This window comes from Bacteroides sp. AF29-11 (assembly GCF_003602895.1).
GTDB lineage: Bacteria > Bacteroidota > Bacteroidia > Bacteroidales > Bacteroidaceae > Bacteroides > Bacteroides uniformis.
In genome coordinates this window covers 188085-207055 of record NZ_QTLY01000002.1, presented here as the reverse complement: position 1 = coordinate 207055, position 18971 = coordinate 188085, and the positions used below count along the sequence as shown (strand labels likewise).

Annotated in this window: 17 protein-coding genes; 1 reads left to right on the top strand and 16 read right to left on the bottom strand. The window is 44.4% G+C overall.

The features are described 5' to 3' along the window. Positions 1-6: 6 nt before the first annotated feature. The 15 genes from DWZ03_RS03565 to tsaD form a co-directional block, all read right to left on the bottom strand. Entirely contained in the window at positions 7-717 is a 711-nt protein-coding gene (locus tag DWZ03_RS03565) for a tetratricopeptide repeat protein (RefSeq protein WP_044468212.1), read from the bottom strand. Further along, entirely contained in the window at positions 714-1742 is a 1029-nt protein-coding gene (locus tag DWZ03_RS03560; protein ID WP_022402392.1) for a VWA domain-containing protein, read from the bottom strand. The genes DWZ03_RS03565 and DWZ03_RS03560 overlap by 4 nt, the downstream gene beginning before the upstream one ends. Before the next feature lie 80 nt (positions 1743-1822). Beyond that, positions 1823-2806, bottom strand: a complete 984-nt coding sequence (locus DWZ03_RS03555; protein ID WP_117681144.1) for a vWA domain-containing protein — start codon at positions 2804-2806, stop codon at positions 1823-1825. Between the two features lie 95 nt (positions 2807-2901). Then, the gene (locus DWZ03_RS03550) at positions 2902-3981 is read right to left on the bottom strand and encodes a hypothetical protein (RefSeq protein ID WP_035448568.1); all 1080 of its coding nucleotides are present in this window, start codon (positions 3979-3981) and stop codon (positions 2902-2904) included. A gap of 7 nt (positions 3982-3988) precedes the next feature. Continuing rightward, on the bottom strand, positions 3989-4858 hold the full coding sequence (locus tag DWZ03_RS03545; RefSeq protein ID WP_005827747.1) for a DUF58 domain-containing protein: 870 nt from the start codon (positions 4856-4858) through the stop codon (positions 3989-3991). Between the two features lie 168 nt (positions 4859-5026). Beyond that, a complete protein-coding gene (locus DWZ03_RS03540) occupies positions 5027-6022 on the bottom strand; it encodes an AAA family ATPase (protein WP_005827745.1) in 996 nt (331 codons plus the stop codon). 193 nt (positions 6023-6215) lie between these two features. Beyond that, entirely contained in the window at positions 6216-7397 is a 1182-nt protein-coding gene (locus DWZ03_RS03535) for an HU family DNA-binding protein (protein ID WP_005837202.1), read from the bottom strand. Between the two features lie 26 nt (positions 7398-7423). Next, on the bottom strand, positions 7424-7696 hold the full coding sequence (locus DWZ03_RS03530; protein ID WP_005827742.1) for an HU family DNA-binding protein: 273 nt from the start codon (positions 7694-7696) through the stop codon (positions 7424-7426). A gap of 78 nt (positions 7697-7774) precedes the next feature. Beyond that, a complete protein-coding gene (rimO, locus tag DWZ03_RS03525; protein WP_005837204.1) occupies positions 7775-9073 on the bottom strand; it encodes a 30S ribosomal protein S12 methylthiotransferase RimO in 1299 nt (432 codons plus the stop codon). After that, the gene (gene ftsY / locus DWZ03_RS03520) at positions 9070-10029 is read right to left on the bottom strand and encodes a signal recognition particle-docking protein FtsY (protein WP_005827738.1); all 960 of its coding nucleotides are present in this window, start codon (positions 10027-10029) and stop codon (positions 9070-9072) included. Before ftsY ends, rimO begins: the two co-directional genes overlap by 4 nt. Positions 10030-10280: 251 nt before the next feature. Then, positions 10281-10439 carry a DUF4295 domain-containing protein gene (locus tag DWZ03_RS03515; protein ID WP_005827735.1) on the bottom strand — a complete coding sequence of 53 codons (159 nt, stop codon included), beginning with the start codon at positions 10437-10439 and terminating at the stop codon, positions 10281-10283. A 14-nt stretch (positions 10440-10453) separates the two neighbouring features. Next, positions 10454-10642 (bottom strand): 50S ribosomal protein L33, encoded by a 189-nt coding sequence (rpmG, locus tag DWZ03_RS03510; protein ID WP_002560155.1) that lies wholly within the window; start codon positions 10640-10642, stop codon positions 10454-10456. Between the two features lie 20 nt (positions 10643-10662). Continuing rightward, positions 10663-10923: a 50S ribosomal protein L28 gene (gene rpmB / locus DWZ03_RS03505; protein ID WP_004291052.1), complete on the bottom strand. Its 261-nt coding sequence runs from the start codon at positions 10921-10923 to the stop codon at positions 10663-10665. A gap of 121 nt (positions 10924-11044) precedes the next feature. After that, positions 11045-11512 (bottom strand): CinA family protein, encoded by a 468-nt coding sequence (locus DWZ03_RS03500; RefSeq protein WP_022402389.1) that lies wholly within the window; start codon positions 11510-11512, stop codon positions 11045-11047. Positions 11513-11525: 13 nt separating this feature from the next. Further along, a complete protein-coding gene (gene tsaD, locus DWZ03_RS03495; protein WP_005827731.1) occupies positions 11526-12548 on the bottom strand; it encodes a tRNA (adenosine(37)-N6)-threonylcarbamoyltransferase complex transferase subunit TsaD in 1023 nt (340 codons plus the stop codon). Positions 12549-12752: 204 nt separating this feature from the next. Here tsaD and DWZ03_RS03490 point away from each other — a divergent pair, with 204 nt between their 5' ends. Next, positions 12753-17225: a translocation/assembly module TamB domain-containing protein gene (locus DWZ03_RS03490; RefSeq protein WP_022402388.1), complete on the top strand. Its 4473-nt coding sequence runs from the start codon at positions 12753-12755 to the stop codon at positions 17223-17225. A gap of 157 nt (positions 17226-17382) precedes the next feature. Here the strand turns inward: DWZ03_RS03490 and dnaB are convergent, their stop codons facing one another. Continuing rightward, a complete protein-coding gene (dnaB, locus tag DWZ03_RS03485; RefSeq protein ID WP_022402387.1) occupies positions 17383-18954 on the bottom strand; it encodes a replicative DNA helicase in 1572 nt (523 codons plus the stop codon). Between the last annotated feature and the right edge of the window lie 17 nt (positions 18955-18971).

The following is an 18971-nucleotide window of genomic DNA, read 5'->3' as shown; positions in this document are numbered from 1 at the left end:
TGTTTGTTACCAATCTTTTTCCAGACGACCTCCTTGAAGTACCTGCTGCTTTTTCACTTTATCCTGCACATCCTTCTCGTCTTGCATGACAGAGTTTAACAGCTGCTCGGCATTTTCCTTAGACATCTCATTATCTTTCTTTTCCGGCTGAGAAGGTTGTTGTTGCTGGTCTTGATTCTGTTGCTGGTCTTTCTGCTGATCCTGCTGTTTATCCTGCTCCTTCTGTTGGTCCTGTTTATCCTGATCTTGATTCTGATCCTGGTTCTGCTGCTGGTCTTGCAATTGTTTCTGTGCCAAAGCAAGGTTATAGCGCGTTTCATCATCTTTCGGATTATTGCGTAACGACTCCTTATAGGCTTCTACCGCCTTTGCATAATCCTTCTGAGAATGAAAGATGACTCCCATATTATGATAAATCTGTGCTAAGTTCGATTTGTCCTTTTCTATCTTGGTAGCTCCCACATATTGCTCCATCGCTTCCTGCAGCTTGTTCTGCTGGGTCAATGTATTTCCCAGGTTGAACATGGAAACCGTTGACTTCGGGTTTACCTCCAAAGCCTTCCGATAGTTCACTTCTGCATCCACATATACGCTATCCTTAAAAAAACGGTTTCCCTTACGGATATAATCGCGTTCCGCCTTCTGTGCAGAAGCTGAAGCTGCCACTAACAGCAGCAAAACTATTCCAATATATTTTTTCTGTAACATACGCATCATTTCTTATTAGAGAATAAATGAATGTTGCGGAACAGAGGATTCTTGCGCTCCAATATCAACATCTCAGTCAGTAACAACAGCAGAATAATCCATGCCACTGCCTGAAACTGTTCATTGAATTCCGTGTACACCTGTGTTTCCACATCTGCCTTTGCCATCTTGTTGATTTCCTGACTAATCGCTTTCTGTGCACCATTGGTATTGTCTACGCGCACATAAATACCATTTCCTGCCTGAGCAATTTCCTGACACATCTGCTCATTCAAGCGAGTAACGATTACATTACCTTCACGGTCACGACGATAATCATTAGTACCCTCTATTGGAATGGGGGCACCCTCGGGCATACCTACCCCTAATACATTGACCTGGATACCTTTCTCTGCAGCAGCCTTAGCAGCTTCTACGGCACCACCTTCATGGTTTTCACCGTCGGTGATGACAATAACAGTACGTCCCACTCCTTCTTGAGGTGTAAAACTCCGGGCAGCCAGATTTATTGCAGCTCCAATTGCCGTACCTTGCTTGGAAATCAGCGAAGGGTCGATGGACTCCAAAAACATCTTGGCAGAAATATAATCACTCGTAATAGGTAACTGGGTAAATGCGTCACCTGCAAAAACAATCATACCGACCTTGTCATTCTGCATCTTATCTACCAACTGCGCCACCAGCCGTTTTGCCTTCTGCAAGCGGCTTGGCTGTACGTCTTGTGCCAGCATGGAATTGGATATATCCAACGCAATCATCACTTCCACTCCCTGGCGTTTTACCGTCTCCAGTTTGGAACCAAACTGCGGACGTGCCAGCAGTACCGTGAACAACCCGATAGCCGCAAAAACCAACCAAAACTTCACATCCGGACGGTATTTGGAAACATCCGGCATTAGCTGTGCCATCAGTATAGGGTCACCAAATTTACGAATGGCTTTCCTCCTCCGATAATTGGAGTACAAGTAGAAGGCCGCCAATAAAGGCAGCAGCAGCAACAAGTACAAATATGCAGGTTCTTCAAATCGAAACATCTTTTTATTTACAATTTAGCAATTTACAATTTACAATTTGGCTACGCAATGACTGATACACTAAAAGACATTCTCCGTTTTTACGGTATCTTCTTCAATATAGAGTTGCGTAACAGTACCTCCAGTAATACACACAAGAAAGCAGCCAACGCAAACCAGCGGTACTCTTCCTGGCGCTTGCTGTATTCTTTTACATTCAATTTTGTTTTCTCCAGCTTGTCTATCTCCTCGTACACTTCCTTCAACTTCGAGTTGCTGGTGGCACGGAAATAGTTACCTTCCGTTGTTCCGGCAATCTGTGTCAAAGTCTTTTCATCAATTTCGACGGGCATATTGACATATTGCACTGTTCCGCCTACCGGATAAGGATAAGGAGCCATACCATTGGTTCCTACCCCAATAGTATAAACGCGAATGCCAAAACTCTTGGCTATTTCAGCAGCCGTCAAAGGAGAAATATCACCTTTATTATTGACACCGTCCGTCAGCAGAATAATGACTTTCGACTTTGCCTTGCTATCCTTCAAACGGGTAACGGCATTGGCAATACCCATACCGATTGCCGTTCCGTCTTCAATCAGCCCACACTTCATATCTTTAAGCAAGTTCAACAATACGGCATGGTCTACTGTCAACGGACATTGCGTAAAGCTTTCTCCAGCAAACAAAGTTATACCTATATTGTCATTCGGACGTCCGTTAATAAACTCTGCCGCCACATCCTTCGCCGCTTCCAACCGATTAGGTTTCAGGTCTTCGGCCAGCATACTGGTAGAAACGTCCATAGCAAGCATGATATCAATACCCTCAATCTCACTGTTCTGCCAGCTATCGGTGGTTTGCGGACGTGCCAAAACAAGAATAATCAGTATCAAGGCAATTATCCGCAATACAAACGGTACATGCAACAAATAGTTCTTATAGCTTTTAGGGGTATGGGCATACACACGGGCATCCGAAATCTGAAGCGTAGCTTCACTACTCTTCCGCTTCATAATATACCATACTATATAAGGTATAAGCAACAGCAGCAAAAATAAATATTCAATATTGGCAAAAACCATATTTATGTACGATTTAACGATTTACAATTCAGCTTCGCTCCAAACATCCTTCATTTTTCACTCATGTATATCCGATTGAAGTCACTTTTCCAGCATTAAGCAAAATAATTATACAACTCCAATCCGATATATATCAATGAACAGGCAAGAGCTACAGCCAACACCACAATACCCGCTCCCAGCAAAATCTTGGTACGCAAAGAACGTTTCTCGATAATGGTAATCTCAGTAGGCTGCGGCTTGGCATTCTCCTCTTCTTTCTCCTTGGTTTCATTAATAAAGTCAATGGCATTAATCAAGTTAGCGTCATTTTCGTTCATCAATGGATTATGCTTGGCAAATTTCACCAAATCAGCAGTCTGGAACAATTCACGCAAATCTGATATAGCTTCCTTATCTTTCATTTCCAGCAACTTATCTATGATTTCCGTAGAAGTCATTTCCAAAGCATTGAAACCAAAACGGTCTTTTATATATGTACGAAGAGCATCAGTCAATTCCGTATAATATTCCTTCGGTTCCCCTTTCTGCCATACCTTCTCATTCTTGATACGTTCTATCTCCTGCATAGCCAACTGATGGGGAGGCAGCTTAGGTTCTACCTTCACCTTACGGATAATAGGCTTATTGTCGAAGAAGCGCATTATCAGATAGACAAGTAATATCCCTATCGGGATAATCAGCGCACCACAAGCCATAAGACCATACCAGTCTTCCCAGGCAAAAGGCGCTTGCATCACTGTTTTGGGACCGAAGAACTGTTCCGGATTCTCCGGATCTAACGGGACATTCACCGAATATACTTTCAAGGCCAACGCTTTGGAGCGATACTTCTCATTATCCACTGTCACTTCCATAGGCGGCAGATAATAAAGAGCCGAGTCGAAAGAGGTAACTGTATACTCTTGAGTTATCAATGCACGCCGGCCATCATTCAGCAGTTGCGTATCCAGCTTGGCCACATCAATAATTTCAACCCCATTCACCAGCGTATCGGTATATACCGGGAATATGGCACGCTTATCGGCATCCAGAGATACTTGAAGCTTTATCTTTGCCTGCTCTCCAATAAGAATCTGCAAAGAGTCAATCGTAGCATCTACCGTTACCGACTGGGCTACTACCCTTCCCGACCATGCTATCAATAACGCTATCAGAAATAAATATCTTTTCATTTTCCGATTAATTTCGTTTCGCAAACAAATTCATCAATGCCTTGACATAATCCTGGTCGGTACGTACCGACACATTGTCGACATTACTCTTGGTAAACGTTTCATTCAATTCCGCCTGCTTGTTCACCCACCAATCATGATGGGCACGGCGCACGGCACGCGAGGAGGTGTCAATCCACTGCTCATGTCCCGTCTCGGCATCCCTAATCTTCATCAGTCCCACGGGTGGCAATTCTTCCACACGACGGTCGTACACCTGAACGGCAACCAGGTCATGCTTACGATTGGCAATGGTCATGGCGTTCTTGAAACTTTCCTGGTCGATGAAGTCGGACAAGACAAATGCCGTGCAACGGCGTTTCATCACATTCGTCAGATATTCCAATCCCAAACGGATGTTCGTCCTCCGGCTTTCCGCATGAAAATCTATCAGTTCGCGGATGATGTAAAGTATATGCTTACGTCCCTTCTTGGGCGGAATAAACTTCTCAATCCGGTCCGAAAAGAAGATGACACCAATCTTGTCATTATTCTGAATGGCAGAGAATGCCAGTGTAGCGGCAATTTCCGTCACCATATCCTTCTTCATCTGCTTTACCGTACCGAACTCCAAACTACCGGAAACATCTACCAACAACATCACTGTCAATTCGCGCTCCTCCTCAAACACCTTGACGTAAGGCTTGTTGAAGCGGGCGGTCACATTCCAGTCAATGTCGCGTATGTCATCGCCAAACTGATACTCGCGCACCTCGGAGAATGCCATACCTCTACCCTTGAAGGCAGAGTGATACTGCCCGGCAAAGATATTGTTGGACAATCCGCGCGTCTTTATCTCAATCTGACGGACTTTCTTCAAAAGTTCTGTTGTTTCCATTGATTTATTTTAATAATCTCATTTAAGCACACAAGCGCAATTTAGTTTATAACAGAAACTTCCCTATGAAAAGGGGTGAGGTTTTCGGTACTCAACCCTAAGGTTTACGACGCTAAACCTCAGGTATAGGATTGTAAACCTCAAGTTTACGAAAACCTCTATTATGCGTTAGGGCACTTCAACCTTGTTCAGTATCTTGCTGACGATTTCATCAGATGTCATATTGCTGGCTTCCGCCTCGTAAGTCAAGCCGATACGGTGGCGAAGTACGTCGTGTGCCACAGCGCGCACATCCTCCGGAATGACATAACCGCGACGCTTGATGAACGCGTAGCTACGGGCAGCCAAGGCCAAGTTGATGGAAGCACGGGGCGAACCGCCGAAACCAATCATGTCTTTCAGTTCTTTTAAATCATATTTTTCCGGATAACGGGTAGCAAATACAATATCAACAATATATTTTTCTATTTTCTCATCCAGATACACCTGGCGAACCACTTTACGAGCTTCAATAATTTCGTCTGCCTTCAAAATGGGCTTCACTTCAAATTTATCACCATTGATATTCTGACGGATAATCAGTTTCTCCTCTTCCAGCTTCGGATAGTCTATTACGACTTTCAGCATGAAACGGTCCACTTGCGCTTCGGGCAGCGGATAAGTACCTTCCTGCTCGATAGGATTCTGTGTGGCAAGCACCAGGAATGGTTTGGGCAACCCGAAAGTTTCATTGCCGATAGTAACTTGACGTTCCTGCATGGCTTCCAGCAAAGCACTCTGTACTTTGGCCGGAGCACGGTTGATTTCATCAGCCAAAACAAAGTTTGCGAAGACCGGACCTTTTTTTACTTGGAACGTTTCATCCTTCTGGCTGTAAACCATTGTACCTATTACGTCGGCAGGCAACAAGTCAGGCGTAAACTGAATGCGGCTGTATTGCGCATCAATCAACGAAGCAAGCGTCTTGATAGCTAAAGTCTTTGCCAAACCGGGCACACCTTCCAACAACACATGTCCATCGGACAACAAACCAATTAACAACGACTCTACCAGATGCTTTTGTCCTACAATGACCTGGTCCATACCTGTGGTAAGATTGGTAACGAAAGCACTTTGTCTTTCAATCCGCTCATTCAGTTCGCGGATGTCAATTGTTTCAGCCATAAATCAATCTATTTTTTAATGTTTAATTTCTTCATTTATCCGGTTTTGAACCGGCAATTATTTTTTTCGCTCCCAAAAGTACGGGAATAAATTAACCATACCAACTAATTTTTATTAAAAAACTATGCGAAACCTTTTAGATTAAACTACTTTCATAGAGTTTAGTATTTAACAAAAAAGAAGCAGTAATTTTTTACTGCTTCTTGGCTAATTTCGGTATCTTGATAGTGGTACCATAAGGTACATTATCCGGATTCTTGATTACGCCGGGATTATGCTTCACGATATAAGGCCAAAGAGCTTTTGTCCCATAAAAACGAAGCGCTACCCTAGTCAGCGTTTCCCCTTCCTTGATGGTATAAGTGGTTTCTGTTCCCACAATCGTATACCCCACAGAATCCGGTTCAAACGGTGCAACTGTCTTTTTCTGCTCTTTTTTAGGAGCGGGAGACTGTGCCTGTACATTTTCCTTTGGAGTTGTTGTAAGCGCAGGAGTTGTTGTAGCAACAGTTTCTGCCACAGTATCTGTCCGGGCAGGAACTACAACATCTTTTGAAACAATGCTGTCTGTCAAGGCAATATTGTCTTGACCGGCAGGGACATCCACCTTTTCAGTAACAGATTCCTTCACATCCGAGTCTGCAACCTCTTCTACAAGAGGCTTTGCAGTAAGTTTGTCAAGCAAGTCCGGATAATACATGAAAGCTACGGCACCACCACACAACAACACTACAAATACAACGATGCCTATAAAATATTTCATAGTCGAAGAATCTGCCGTATCTTTTATCACTGGCTCAGACGGTTCCGGTTCAACAGCAACTATATTTTCAGGCATTGCTTCAGGTTCAGTTTTTTCCGGTTTCTCCTCTTCAACTTCCGGTTCGGGCTCAACTAACGGCTCTTCGACTACAGTTTCCACCAAAGGTTCTTCTATCGTGGCTTCTTCCACTAAGGCAACCTTCTCCTCCACCTCTTGTTCCGGAGTTTTGATTTCAGTATCTTCATCATCTTCACTGTCATTTTCCTGCAGGGTGTCCTCAAGCACCGTAGCGTCATTCAAAACTACAGTTTCAAAATGCGAAAATGGTCTATTGATAATATCTTTCAAAGCCGGTTCCGGTGTAAACGACACTTTTGTATGCCCTTGTATCTCAAACCTTTCCCCCGTATTCACATTAACGCTTTCACGACTCCCGACATCTATCAGCTTGAAAGTCCCCAAACCTCGTATCTTCACATATTTGTCCTTCTCCAAAGACTCCTCAATCAGCTGGAAGAATTCTTTCACAAAACTATCCGCATTCTTCTTGCTCATGCCATGCCTTTCAGCCAGCGTGTCAATCAGGTCTTGTATGTTCAGTTTCTCATTCATAATACGGGAGATTTTTTAAAAGCCGGTTACTTAAACTTATCCTTTAACAATGTACTCGGCTTATAGGTCAACACCAATTTGGGAGGCACCAGCATACGTTGCTTTGTAGTCGGATTCACAGATATACGCTCTGCCTTCTTTTTCACTTCGAATGTACCGAACCCTTGTATAGAGATAATATTCCCCTCCTCCAACTGCCGTGTCATATCTGCCAGCAATGAAGCAACCAGCTCAGAAGTATCTTTCAATGTGTACCCTAACCTCCGCGACAATTCAGAAGTAAACTCTTTGTTATTCAAAATGTAAGCCTTTAAATTGAACTACGGTGCTATATTAGCAAATCTTCTTCACATATGCAAGAAGATAAGGAAAAATCTTTAAATTATTCGTCCAAAAAGGTCGAAATCATCGGAATTTACTATCTCTACGTGGTAAAAGTTACCTATATGCAACGCCCTGTCTCCACGCTCAATCAAAACCTCAGGATCCACTTCGGGAGAATCAAATTCTGTACGTCCAATATAATATTCGCCTTCCAGCCGGTCAATGATTACTTTCATCTGCCTGCCTACTTTCTCCGCACTCAACTCCCCTGAAATGCCTTGTTGAATAGACATTAACTCATCCAAGCGCGCTTGTTTCACTTCCTGGGGAATAGAATCCTCATATTCAGCAGCGGCATACGTCCCTTCTTCTTCCGAATACGCAAAAGCCCCCATTCTATCGAAACGCACTTTACGGACAAACTCTTTCAGCTCCTCAAAATCGGCTTCAGTTTCTCCTGGATGCCCCACCATCAGTGTAGTACGGAGATGAATACCGGGAACCTCCTCACGGAATTGTTCTATCAGCTTATACGTCTCATCCTTCGTCACATGGCGACGCATCTTTTGCAGCATATTGTCACTGATATGTTGCAGGGCAATATCCATATATTTGCATACATTGTCACGCTCGCGCATCACACGGAATAAATCAGCCGGAAAATGTGCCGGATAGGCATAATGCAAGCGTATCCACTCCACTCCGGGAATATCCGAAATCCGCTCAACAAGCTCGGGCAACATTTGCTTCTTATATAAATCTACTCCGTAATAGGTCAACTCCTGGGCTATAACCTGGAATTCCTTTACACCCCGTGCAACCAGATACTTCACCTCGTCAAGTATCTCCTCCATCGGGCGCGACACATGCCTTCCCGTAATGATGGGAATAGCGCAATAAGAACATTTACGGTCACACCCTTCGGATATCTTCAAATAGGCATAATGCTTGGGAGTGGTCAATGTGCGCTCTATGTGCAGCTCGTCATGATAGGCCTTTCCCAAATCCTGCAGCAACTCTCTCCAATTGAATTTACCATAGAATTTATCCACCTGGGGAATTTCAACGGCCAATTCCTTCAGATAACGTTCCGAAAGGCAACCCATTACATAAAGCTTCTCCAAGTTTCCTTCCTCCTTGGCCTGCGCAAATTCCAGAATCATATTAATGGATTCCTCCTTGGCGTCACCGATGAAACCGCAAGTATTGATTACGGCAATCTGTCCCTTCGGTCTTTCCGCATCATGTGTCACATGGAATCCCACTTCCTCCAACTGACGCATCAAATGTTCCGAATCCACCAGGTTTTTAGAACATCCTAAAGTGATGATATCTATAGTCTTCCGTTTCATGCATTCTCCCCGAACAGTGAATCAACAAATTCCTTTTTACGGAACACCTGCAAATCTTCCATTCCTTCACCCAATCCAATATATTTAACCGGAATTTTAAACTGGTCTGAAATGCCGATGACTACGCCACCCTTGGCTGTTCCGTCCAACTTTGTAACAGCCATTGCCGTAACCTCCGTTGCCAGAGTGAACTGCTTGGCTTGTTCGAATGCATTCTGTCCGGTTGAGCCATCCAACACAAGCAACACCTCATTCGGAGCATCAGGAACAACCTTCTTCATCACATTCTTGATTTTCGTCAGTTCATTCATCAAACCGACTTTATTATGAAGGCGTCCTGCCGTATCTATAATTACCACATCGGCATTATTGGCAGTTGCGGAACTCAGTGTGTCAAAAGCGACAGAAGCCGGGTCAGCACCCATTTTCTGCTTTACAACAGGCACACCTACCCGTTCACCCCATATCACCAACTGCTCCACAGCAGCAGCACGGAAAGTATCGGCAGCACCCAGATAAACAGACTTTCCGGCTTTCTTGAACTGATAAGCCAGTTTGCCAATCGTAGTAGTCTTCCCTACACCATTGACGCCCACTACCATAATGACGTATGGTTTCTTCGCAATCGGTGCTTCAAAGTCATCCACATCCTCCGAATTATTCTCTGTAAGCAACGCTGCGATTTCATCACGTAAAATATGATTCAGCTCAGTGGCATTCATATATTTGTCGGCTGCTGCACGCTTTTCGATACGTTCAATAATTTTCAGTGTCGTTTCCACGCCCACATCCGAAGTTATCAACACCTCTTCCAGATTATCCAATACTTCATCATCAACTTTTGACTTTCCTGCCACAGCACGCGCAATCTTGCCAAACACACTTTCTTTGGTCTTAGATAATCCTTTATCTAATGTTTCCTTTTTTTCCTTGGAGAAAAAACTAAAAAATCCCATACACTAATTATTTTTATGCAACCTGTTTTCGCATTCCCTGCAAAGATAGTGCAAACCGGATGCAGAATAAAATGAACCCGTTCATTTTTTATGCCGAGGTGCAGCCTATCTTCGCATTTTCAGCAAAGATATAACAAAACTGACGAATATTAAAAACTTCGTCCTCTTTTTAAAAAGAAATCCCCTTACCGGAAATACCGACAAGGGGGATCTTTATAAGTCATCAGCGCTTTACAGCCACTGTATTTATCTTATTTCTTAAAGAAGTTCTGAACATCTTCATTACGGACCATCTGTTCATCAAAGATGTAAGCACCAGTCTTAGGAGACTTCACCATTTTGATAACCTTTGTATAAGAACGTCCTTCTTTGCTTCCTTCGTGCAAGGTTGCTACCGCTTTCTTTGCCATAAGTTATAGATTTATTATTTAATTTCTTTATGTACTGTCACTCTCTTCAGAATCGGATTGTATTTCTTCAACTCCAATCTCTCTGTGGTATTCTTTCTGTTCTTCGTCGTAATATAACGAGAAGTACCCGGCATACCGCTATCCTTGTGTTCTGTGCATTCCAGAATCACCTGTACTCTGTTACCTTTTGCTTTCTTTGCCATAATCAGTATTCTCCTCTACTTTAGCCAATAACTTTAATGCTTTTCCAATCACAATAACCTTTAGCTACCGCATCTTTCAAAGCAGCGTCCAGTCCTTTCTTATTAATAATGCGCAAACCATTAGCGCAAATGCTAAGGCTGATCCAGCAATCCTGCTCTACATAGTAGAACTTCTTGTTAAACAAGTTCAAATCAAAGGTTCTCTTTGTTCTTCTCTTTGAGTGTGAAACATTGTTGCCAATCATGGCCTTCTTTCCGGTAATTTGACAAATCTTTGACATTTCTATCTTAATTTTATAGTTTTCTTTTTTGCCTATTTCAAACAGAGCGCAAAGTAAGCACTTTTATCGTTACCAAACAAGTTTTTCTTAAAATAATTCACTGTATGATAGCATTTTTTCCTCATTTCAGCTTCTCACAAAGCAACAAAAGGGCATTTTGAATTGCTTTTTCCACATTTCCCTTTCTTCCCTCGTCCCCCTCCTGCTTCATGGCAACTATTTCATTTTTATAGGCAGCAGCTATCCACACCGTACCCACTGGTTTTTCCGGAGTCCCACCTCCAGGACCTGCAATACCGGAAGTAGCCACTGCACAATCTGTTTTCAGCGTTTTCATCGCACCTTTCACCATTTCTGTAACAGTTTCACGACTTACTGCTCCATATTTTTCCAATGTTTCGGCAGATACATGCAACAAAGACATCTTTATTTCATTGGAATACGCCACTATACTACCATTAAAGTATTCCGAACTGCCGGGAACGGAAGTAATCAGAGCGGCAATCCCTCCACCCGTACAACTTTCTGCGGTGGAAAGGGACAATTTCTTTGCTTTCAGCAGCTCTCCTACCTTTTCTTCCAACTTCATACCTTATTATATATTATCCTAAAGTTACGCGTGAATAAGCAGGTGCTTCCATCGGACAAAAATCCTTATCCATATACTTGAAGTATCCGGTAATGGCAATCATGGCAGCGTTATCCGTTGTGTAGCTGAACTTCGGAATAAATATTTTCCAACCATACTTCCCGGCATGCTCACGGAAAGCATTACGCAATCCGTTATTGGCAGAAACGCCTCCTGCAACAGCCACTTCCTTTATTTTATATTGTTTGGCAGCTTTGCGCAACTTATCCATCAAGATATCTACAACGGTAGCTTCCAGTGATGCCGCCAAATCCGTCTTGTGATGTTCGATGAAATCGGGGTCGTCCTTCATCCAGTCGCGCAGAGAGTAAAGAAACGAGGTCTTAAGTCCGCTGAAACTATAATCCAACCCTGGAATATGCGGTTTGCTGAACGAGAAGGCTTTAGGATTACCTTGCCGAGCCAGTTTGTCAATAATCGGACCACCCGGATATCCCAATCCCATTACCTTCGAGCATTTGTCAATGGCTTCACCGGCGGCATCATCAATAGTCTGCCCCAAAATTTCCATATCGTTATAGGCTTTCACCAAGATAATCTGTGAGTTTCCACCGGAAACCAGCAAGCAGAGGAAAGGAAATTCCGGCTGCACATTATCTTCACCTTCTGCTTTAATAAAATGAGCTAACACATGACCGGTCAAATGATTAACATCAATCATTGGAATGCCTAATGAACGGGCGAACCCTTTGGCGAAAGATACCCCCACCAACAATGATCCCATCAATCCCGGTCCACGCGTAAAGGCCACAGCACTCAATTCCTCTTTGGTTACTCCGGCGCGTTTCAATGCCTCATGCACTACCGGAACTATATTTTGTTGGTGCGCGCGGGAAGCCAGTTCAGGCACTACCCCACCGTATGCTTCATGCACAGCTTGGCTGGCCACCACATTCGAAAGCAGATAACCATCTTTGATGACAGCTGCAGAAGTGTCATCACAAGAAGATTCTATTCCCAAGATTATTGTACTCATAATGTTTATTTACGTTTAAACGCTGCAAAAGTAGTGATAAAAGTACGATTCATAACGTATTATTTCATATTTTTGTTGGCTGATTATAAAAATTAACCGCCTATCAGAAAGCTAAAAAAAACAGTACGCTGGGTACTCGGTATTGTATTGGGATTGTACATTGGTACCATATTGTTGCTGAACATTCCATCCGTTCAGCGACAAATGTCTGTATTTGTTGCCAATGAACTGGCTTCCATACTGGACAGCAAGATTTCCATCGGGCGAATAAACATAGGATTGTTGAACCGCATCATCATCGACGACCTGCTCCTGGACGACCAATCCGGCAAGGAAATGCTGAAAGTGACCCGTCTTTCTGCCAAATTCGATATTCTCCCCCTATTCAGCGGCAAAATATCCATTAGTAACATACAATTGTTCGGCTTTAACATCAATCTAAGCAAGCAGACTCCCAAGGATAAACCTAATTTTCAGTTTGTACTCGACGCATTCGCATCCAAAGATACAGTTCAAAAGAAAAACAACCTGGATCTCCGTATCAATTCCTTACTGATACGCCGCGGAAAGGTTTCGTATGATGTGCTGTCCGAGAAAGAGACTCCGGGAAAATTCAATCCACAGCATCTCCGTTTACGTAACATTATTGCAAACATCTCCCTAAAAGCATTACAAAATGATTCTATCAATGCCGCCATCAAGCGTCTGAGCATCGAAGAAGAACATTCCGGATTTGAATTGAAGAAACTAAGTCTAAAGGTTATCGGCAATGACCAACGGATGAAAATCGAAAATTTCGCTATCGACCTCCCCAACACCTCTTTGGCAATGGATACTATACACATGGATTATGACAGTCTGGGGGCGTTTGACAATCTTGCCCAAGATGTCCGTTTCTCATTCCATTTGCTGCCCTCTCAAATCGCCTTGCAGGATTTATCGGCTTTTGTTCCGGCTTTTGGTTCTTTCAAGGAAAAATTGCAAGTAGAGGTACAGACGGACGGCACCATCAATCAACTGAATTGCCCGCACCTTTCCGTCTCTGTCGGAAATCATTTTTATCTGAGGGGAGACGTATCTCTACAAGACCTTTCCCATCCGGAAAATGCTTATGTATTCGGTAATTTGTCCAATTTGTACGCAGACCCGGAAGGAATTGCCTTCTTTGTCCGGAATTTCAGCAAGAACTACAATGGAGTACCTCCCGTCCTGCAACACTTAGGAACGGTTTCCTTCCGTGGAGAAGTCTCGGGCTACTTCACAGACCTCGTAACTTACGGACAAGTACGCACTGACATCGGAACCATCCAAACTGACGTAAAACTAAGTTCTAACAAAGATAAAGGTTATTTTGCCTATTCCGGTGCAGTGAAAACCAAAGAGTTTGAGCTAGGCAAGATGCTGGGCAACAAGAAACTGGGTAAAGTAACTTTCAATCTAGATGTCAACAGCAACCATTACGAAAACCAATACCCGTCCGTACTGCTGAAAGGGCTGGTTGCCTCCATTGATTACAGCGACTACAATTACGAAAATATCACCCTGGATGGAGAATACAAGCAGGGAGGCTTCACGGGAAAAGTCGCCTTGGATGACACCAATGGTTCTGTTATTTTGAACGGCACCATCAATACCGCCAGTCGGGTACCGACTTTCAACTTTCAGGCAAGCATCGACAAATTTCGTCCTCATGCCCTACATCTTACACCCAACTATGAAGATACGGAAATATCAGTCAAAGTCAAGGCAGACTTCACCGGCGGTTCCATTGACGAGATGAACGGTGAAATCAACGTTGACAGCTTACTATTCGCAGCTCCGGAAACACAATACTTCCTGGACAATCTGAAGATATCTGCCATAAGAGAAAGCGAAGGCCAGAAACGGCTGACCATCCAATCCAACTTTCTCCAAGGTAGCATAGAAGGTGACTACTCTTATCGTACCCTGCCTGCCAGTGTACTGAATATCATGCGACGTTATATCCCCGCCCTGATTCTGCCAGACAAGAAACCCATAGAGACAGAGAACAATTTCCATTTTGACATGCACATTTACAATACGGAACTGTTCTCCACCGTCTTTCAGATTCCGGTAAAAGTATATACCCATTCCACCATTAAGGGATACTTCAATGACAAGGCACAGCGGCTCCGCGTAGAAGGCTATTTTCCCCGTCTCCGTTATGGAAACAAATTCATCGAATCCGGAATGTTCCTTTGCGAGAATCCCGGTGACCAGTTCCATACACGCCTACGCTTCAGCAACCGCAAATCAAACGGCGCTGTCAATATAGCTTTAGAAGCGCAAGCCCGGAACAATAACATACAGACCACGCTGAATTGGGGTAACAGTAGCACTGTAACCTACAGCGGGAAACTCGCCGCCGTCGCCCACTTCATCCGTGAACAGAACGAAGCGAATGAAAACAAGAGGAAACTTCCCCCCTTAAAAACCGTCATTGATGTCCAGCCCACCAACGTGATACTGAACGATACGCTATGGGATATACATCCCTCCCAAGTGGTACTCGACTCCGGCAAAGTGTATGTCAATGATTTCTACTTCAGCCATAAAGACCGGCACTTGCGTATCAATGGTATCGTTTCACCACAACCCGAAGATACAGTACGTCTGGATTTGAAGGAAATCAACATCGGTTATGTGTTCGACATTGCAGACCTCGGAGTCAATTTCAAAGGAGAAGCCACCGGTCCGGCTTTCGCCAGCGGAGTATTGGAAAACCCCGTCATGAGCACCGACTTGTTTATCCGCAACCTCGGATTGAACGAAGGCTTGCTGGGTGATGCCAACATACACGGAGAATGGCACCACGACGTGAAGGGCATCTATCTGGATGCCCATATCCGGGAGAAAGATATTGCCAAAAGCCATGTGTATGGCTATATCTATCCTTTGAAGCCCACTAGTTCATTGGATCTCCAAATTGAAGCGGACGGTACCAACTTGAAGTTTATACATCATTATATGAGTAGCATCACGCCCGAATTCAACGGACGTGCTACCGGCCATGTACATTTCTATGGCAAATTCAAGGCTCTCACCATGGAAGGGCGTGTATTCGGCGATGCTTCTATGAAGGTAGACGTGCTCAACACCACTTTCTCCGTCAAAGACAGCATCTACATCGAGCCCGGCGGGTTGACCTTCCGCAACAACCGCATTTTCGACACGCAAGGGCATCAAGGAAGTATGAGCGGCTATCTGCACTATCAGCATTTTAAGAACCTGGAGTACCGTTTCAATTTCAATGTCAACGACATGCTGGTGATGAATACCAAAGAATCACCGGACTATCCCTTCTACGGCACCGTCTACGGTACGGGAAATGCCACTATTGCCGGTAATGCCCAAGATGGCGTTAACATTGATGTTGCAATGACTACCAATCGCAACACTACCTTTACCTATATAAAAGATAACGTATCTACAGCAGTCAGCAACCAGTTCATCAAGTTTGTGGACAAGACACCACGCCGTGCCGTACAAGACTCTATCCGCCTTTCCGACTACGAAATTGCCCAAAAGGAAATCGAGGAAGAAAGAGAGAGCGACACTGATATCCGGCTGAATCTCTTGATAGACGCCACTCCCGACGCTACCATGAAGATTATCATGGACCCTATCGCTGGCGACTATATCAGTGGACGGGGAACTGGAAATATCCGTACTGAGTTCTTCAATAAAGGAGATGTAAAGATGTTTGGCAGTTACCGGATAAGCCAGGGAGTCTATAAATTCAGTCTGCAAGAGGTTATCCGAAAGGACTTTATTATCAGGGATGGAAGTTCCATTACATTCAACGGCTCGCCACTGGATGCCACTCTGGACATAAAAGCAGGTTATACGGTCAACTCAGCATCCTTAAATGACCTAATGCCCAACGAGGCAACCTCCGGCTACATCAGCCAGACAAATGTAAAAGTGAACTGTATGATGGACCTTACCGGACAATTGACTTCACCCGATGTAAAATTCGACATCGAACTGCCCAACGAACGCGATGAAGTGCAGGCCATTGTCCGTAACTATATTCCTACCGACGAGCAAATGAACATGCAGATACTCTATCTGTTGGCTATCGGCAAGTTCTATACCCCGGAAAACTTAGGAGCCACCCAGAATTCGAATATGATGTCCAGTGTTGTTTCATCCACCCTTTCCGGACAGTTGAATAACGCTTTATCGAACATTCTCGATGTCAATAACTGGAACTTCGGCACCAATTTCAGTACCGGTGAAAGAGGCTGGACAGACATGGAGTTCGAGACTATGCTTTCAGGACAATTATTGAATAACCGACTACTTATCAATGGTAATTTTGGTTATCGTGATAATCCGATGGCAAATACCAATTTTGTGGGAGACTTTGAAGCGGAATGGCTCGTCAACCGTTCCGGAGACATCCGCCTGAAAGCGTACAACGAAACGAACGACCGCTACTACACCCGGACAAATCTGACAACACAAGGTATTGGCATTATCTTCAAAAAGGATTTCAACAAATGGAGTGAGCTCCTTTTCTGGAACAGATGGAAACTCAAGCGGCTGAGAAAGGAACAAGAAATAAAGCAAGATACCCTATCCACTGATAAAATAAACACAGAACAGCAGATGCCCGAGGCACAATCAAAACGGAAAAGGGAGCAAAAATAAGATTGACGTTCTTACTGTCCACATTGAAGGTTTTAGAATAAGCAAATAGGCCCGAATACAGCATTTTAAATGGCTACACCCTTTGTACCTAAAGGTGTAGCCATCACTCTACGATAGTATAGGCATTCAAGGCAAAGGGTGTAGCCATAAAAATACATCAGAAAGGCAATGGCCCGTCCGCCCCCACACCTCCAAACGGGTTGTCCGTCTGTGGCGGAAAATCAGCAGCCGATGGAGGTGGCGGTGTTGCCGTACTTCCGATAGGCGCATTCATACGTGAACCAAATGTAGCTCCTCCACCCTCCGTCGGAGGTGGAATAACCATATCATCCTCGGGATTCTGGAAACGGGTGTACTGTCCGATAAACCTCAGACGCACATCCCCCACGGCACCGTTACGGTGCTTTGCTATGATGATTTCCGCCATACCGCGCAAGTCACTGCCATCGGCAGAAGTATAAATCTTGTAATATTCGGGACGGTGGATGAAGCAAACCATATCGGCATCCTGCTCGATGGCACCGGATTCACGAAGGTCACTCAACTGGGGACGCTTGCCTTCCTCGCCTTCACGGTTCTCCACACCACGGTTCAACTGCGACAGAGCGATGATAGGAATGTTCAGCTCCTTGGCCAAACCTTTCAATGAGCGCGAAATGGTACTAACTTCTTCCTGACGGCTACCGAAAGACATTCCGCTTGCATTCATCAGCTGAAGGTAGTCGATGATGATAATCTTTACTCCGTGCTCACGTACCAAACGCCGTGCCTTCGTACGGAGTTCGAATACCGACAAAGAAGGCGTATCGTCCACATAAAGCGGAGCATCCAGCAAGTCACGCAGTTTGTAATCCAACTGCTGCCATTCATAGTCCGCCAACTGACCACTCTTGATTTTCTCACTCGGAATCTCGCACACGTTGGATATCAAACGGTTCACCAGCTGCACGTTACTCATTTCAAGCGAGAACAGCGCTACGGGATTGCGGAAATTCACGGCAATGTTTTTCGCCATGGAAAGTACGAACGCCGTTTTACCCATGGCAGGACGGGCTGCAATAATGATGAGGTCGGACTTCTGCCATCCGGAAGTCATCTTGTCCAGCTTGGTATACCCACTTTCCAAGCCACTCAAACCATCGGTACGGGCAGCAGCTTTCTGAATCAAATCATAGGCTTCGGCAATGACGGGATTAATTTGTGTATAATCCTTCTTCATGTTCTGCTGGGAAATCTCGAACAGTTTTCCTTCGGCCTCCTGCATCAAATCGTCCACATCCAGCGTCTCGTCGAAAGCCTTGCTCTGGATATTACTGGTAAAAGTAATCAATTCACGTGCCAAAGCTTTCTGCGCAATGATACGGGCATGATATTCGATGTGCGCAGAAGATGCCACCTTACTGCTGAGTTGGGTAATATAGAACGGTCCGCCCACTTCCTCCAGTTCTCCCCGCTTGGAAAGCTGCTCCTTCACGGTGAGGATGTCGACCGGCTTCTGATTTACAGCCAAATCGGTAATAGCGGAATATATCAACTGATGCCTATGCTCATAGAATGACTCCGGACGAAGAATTTCACTTACCAGCGAATAAGCGTCCTTCTCAATCATCAAGGCTCCCAAGACTGCTTCTTCCAGCTCCGGCGCTTGCGGCTGGATACGTCCGTAGTCTGTTACGGGCTGTGGTGCCTTTCCTTTCGGAGTACGGGATGTTCTTCTTTGTTCTGCCACTTTAAGAATTAATAATT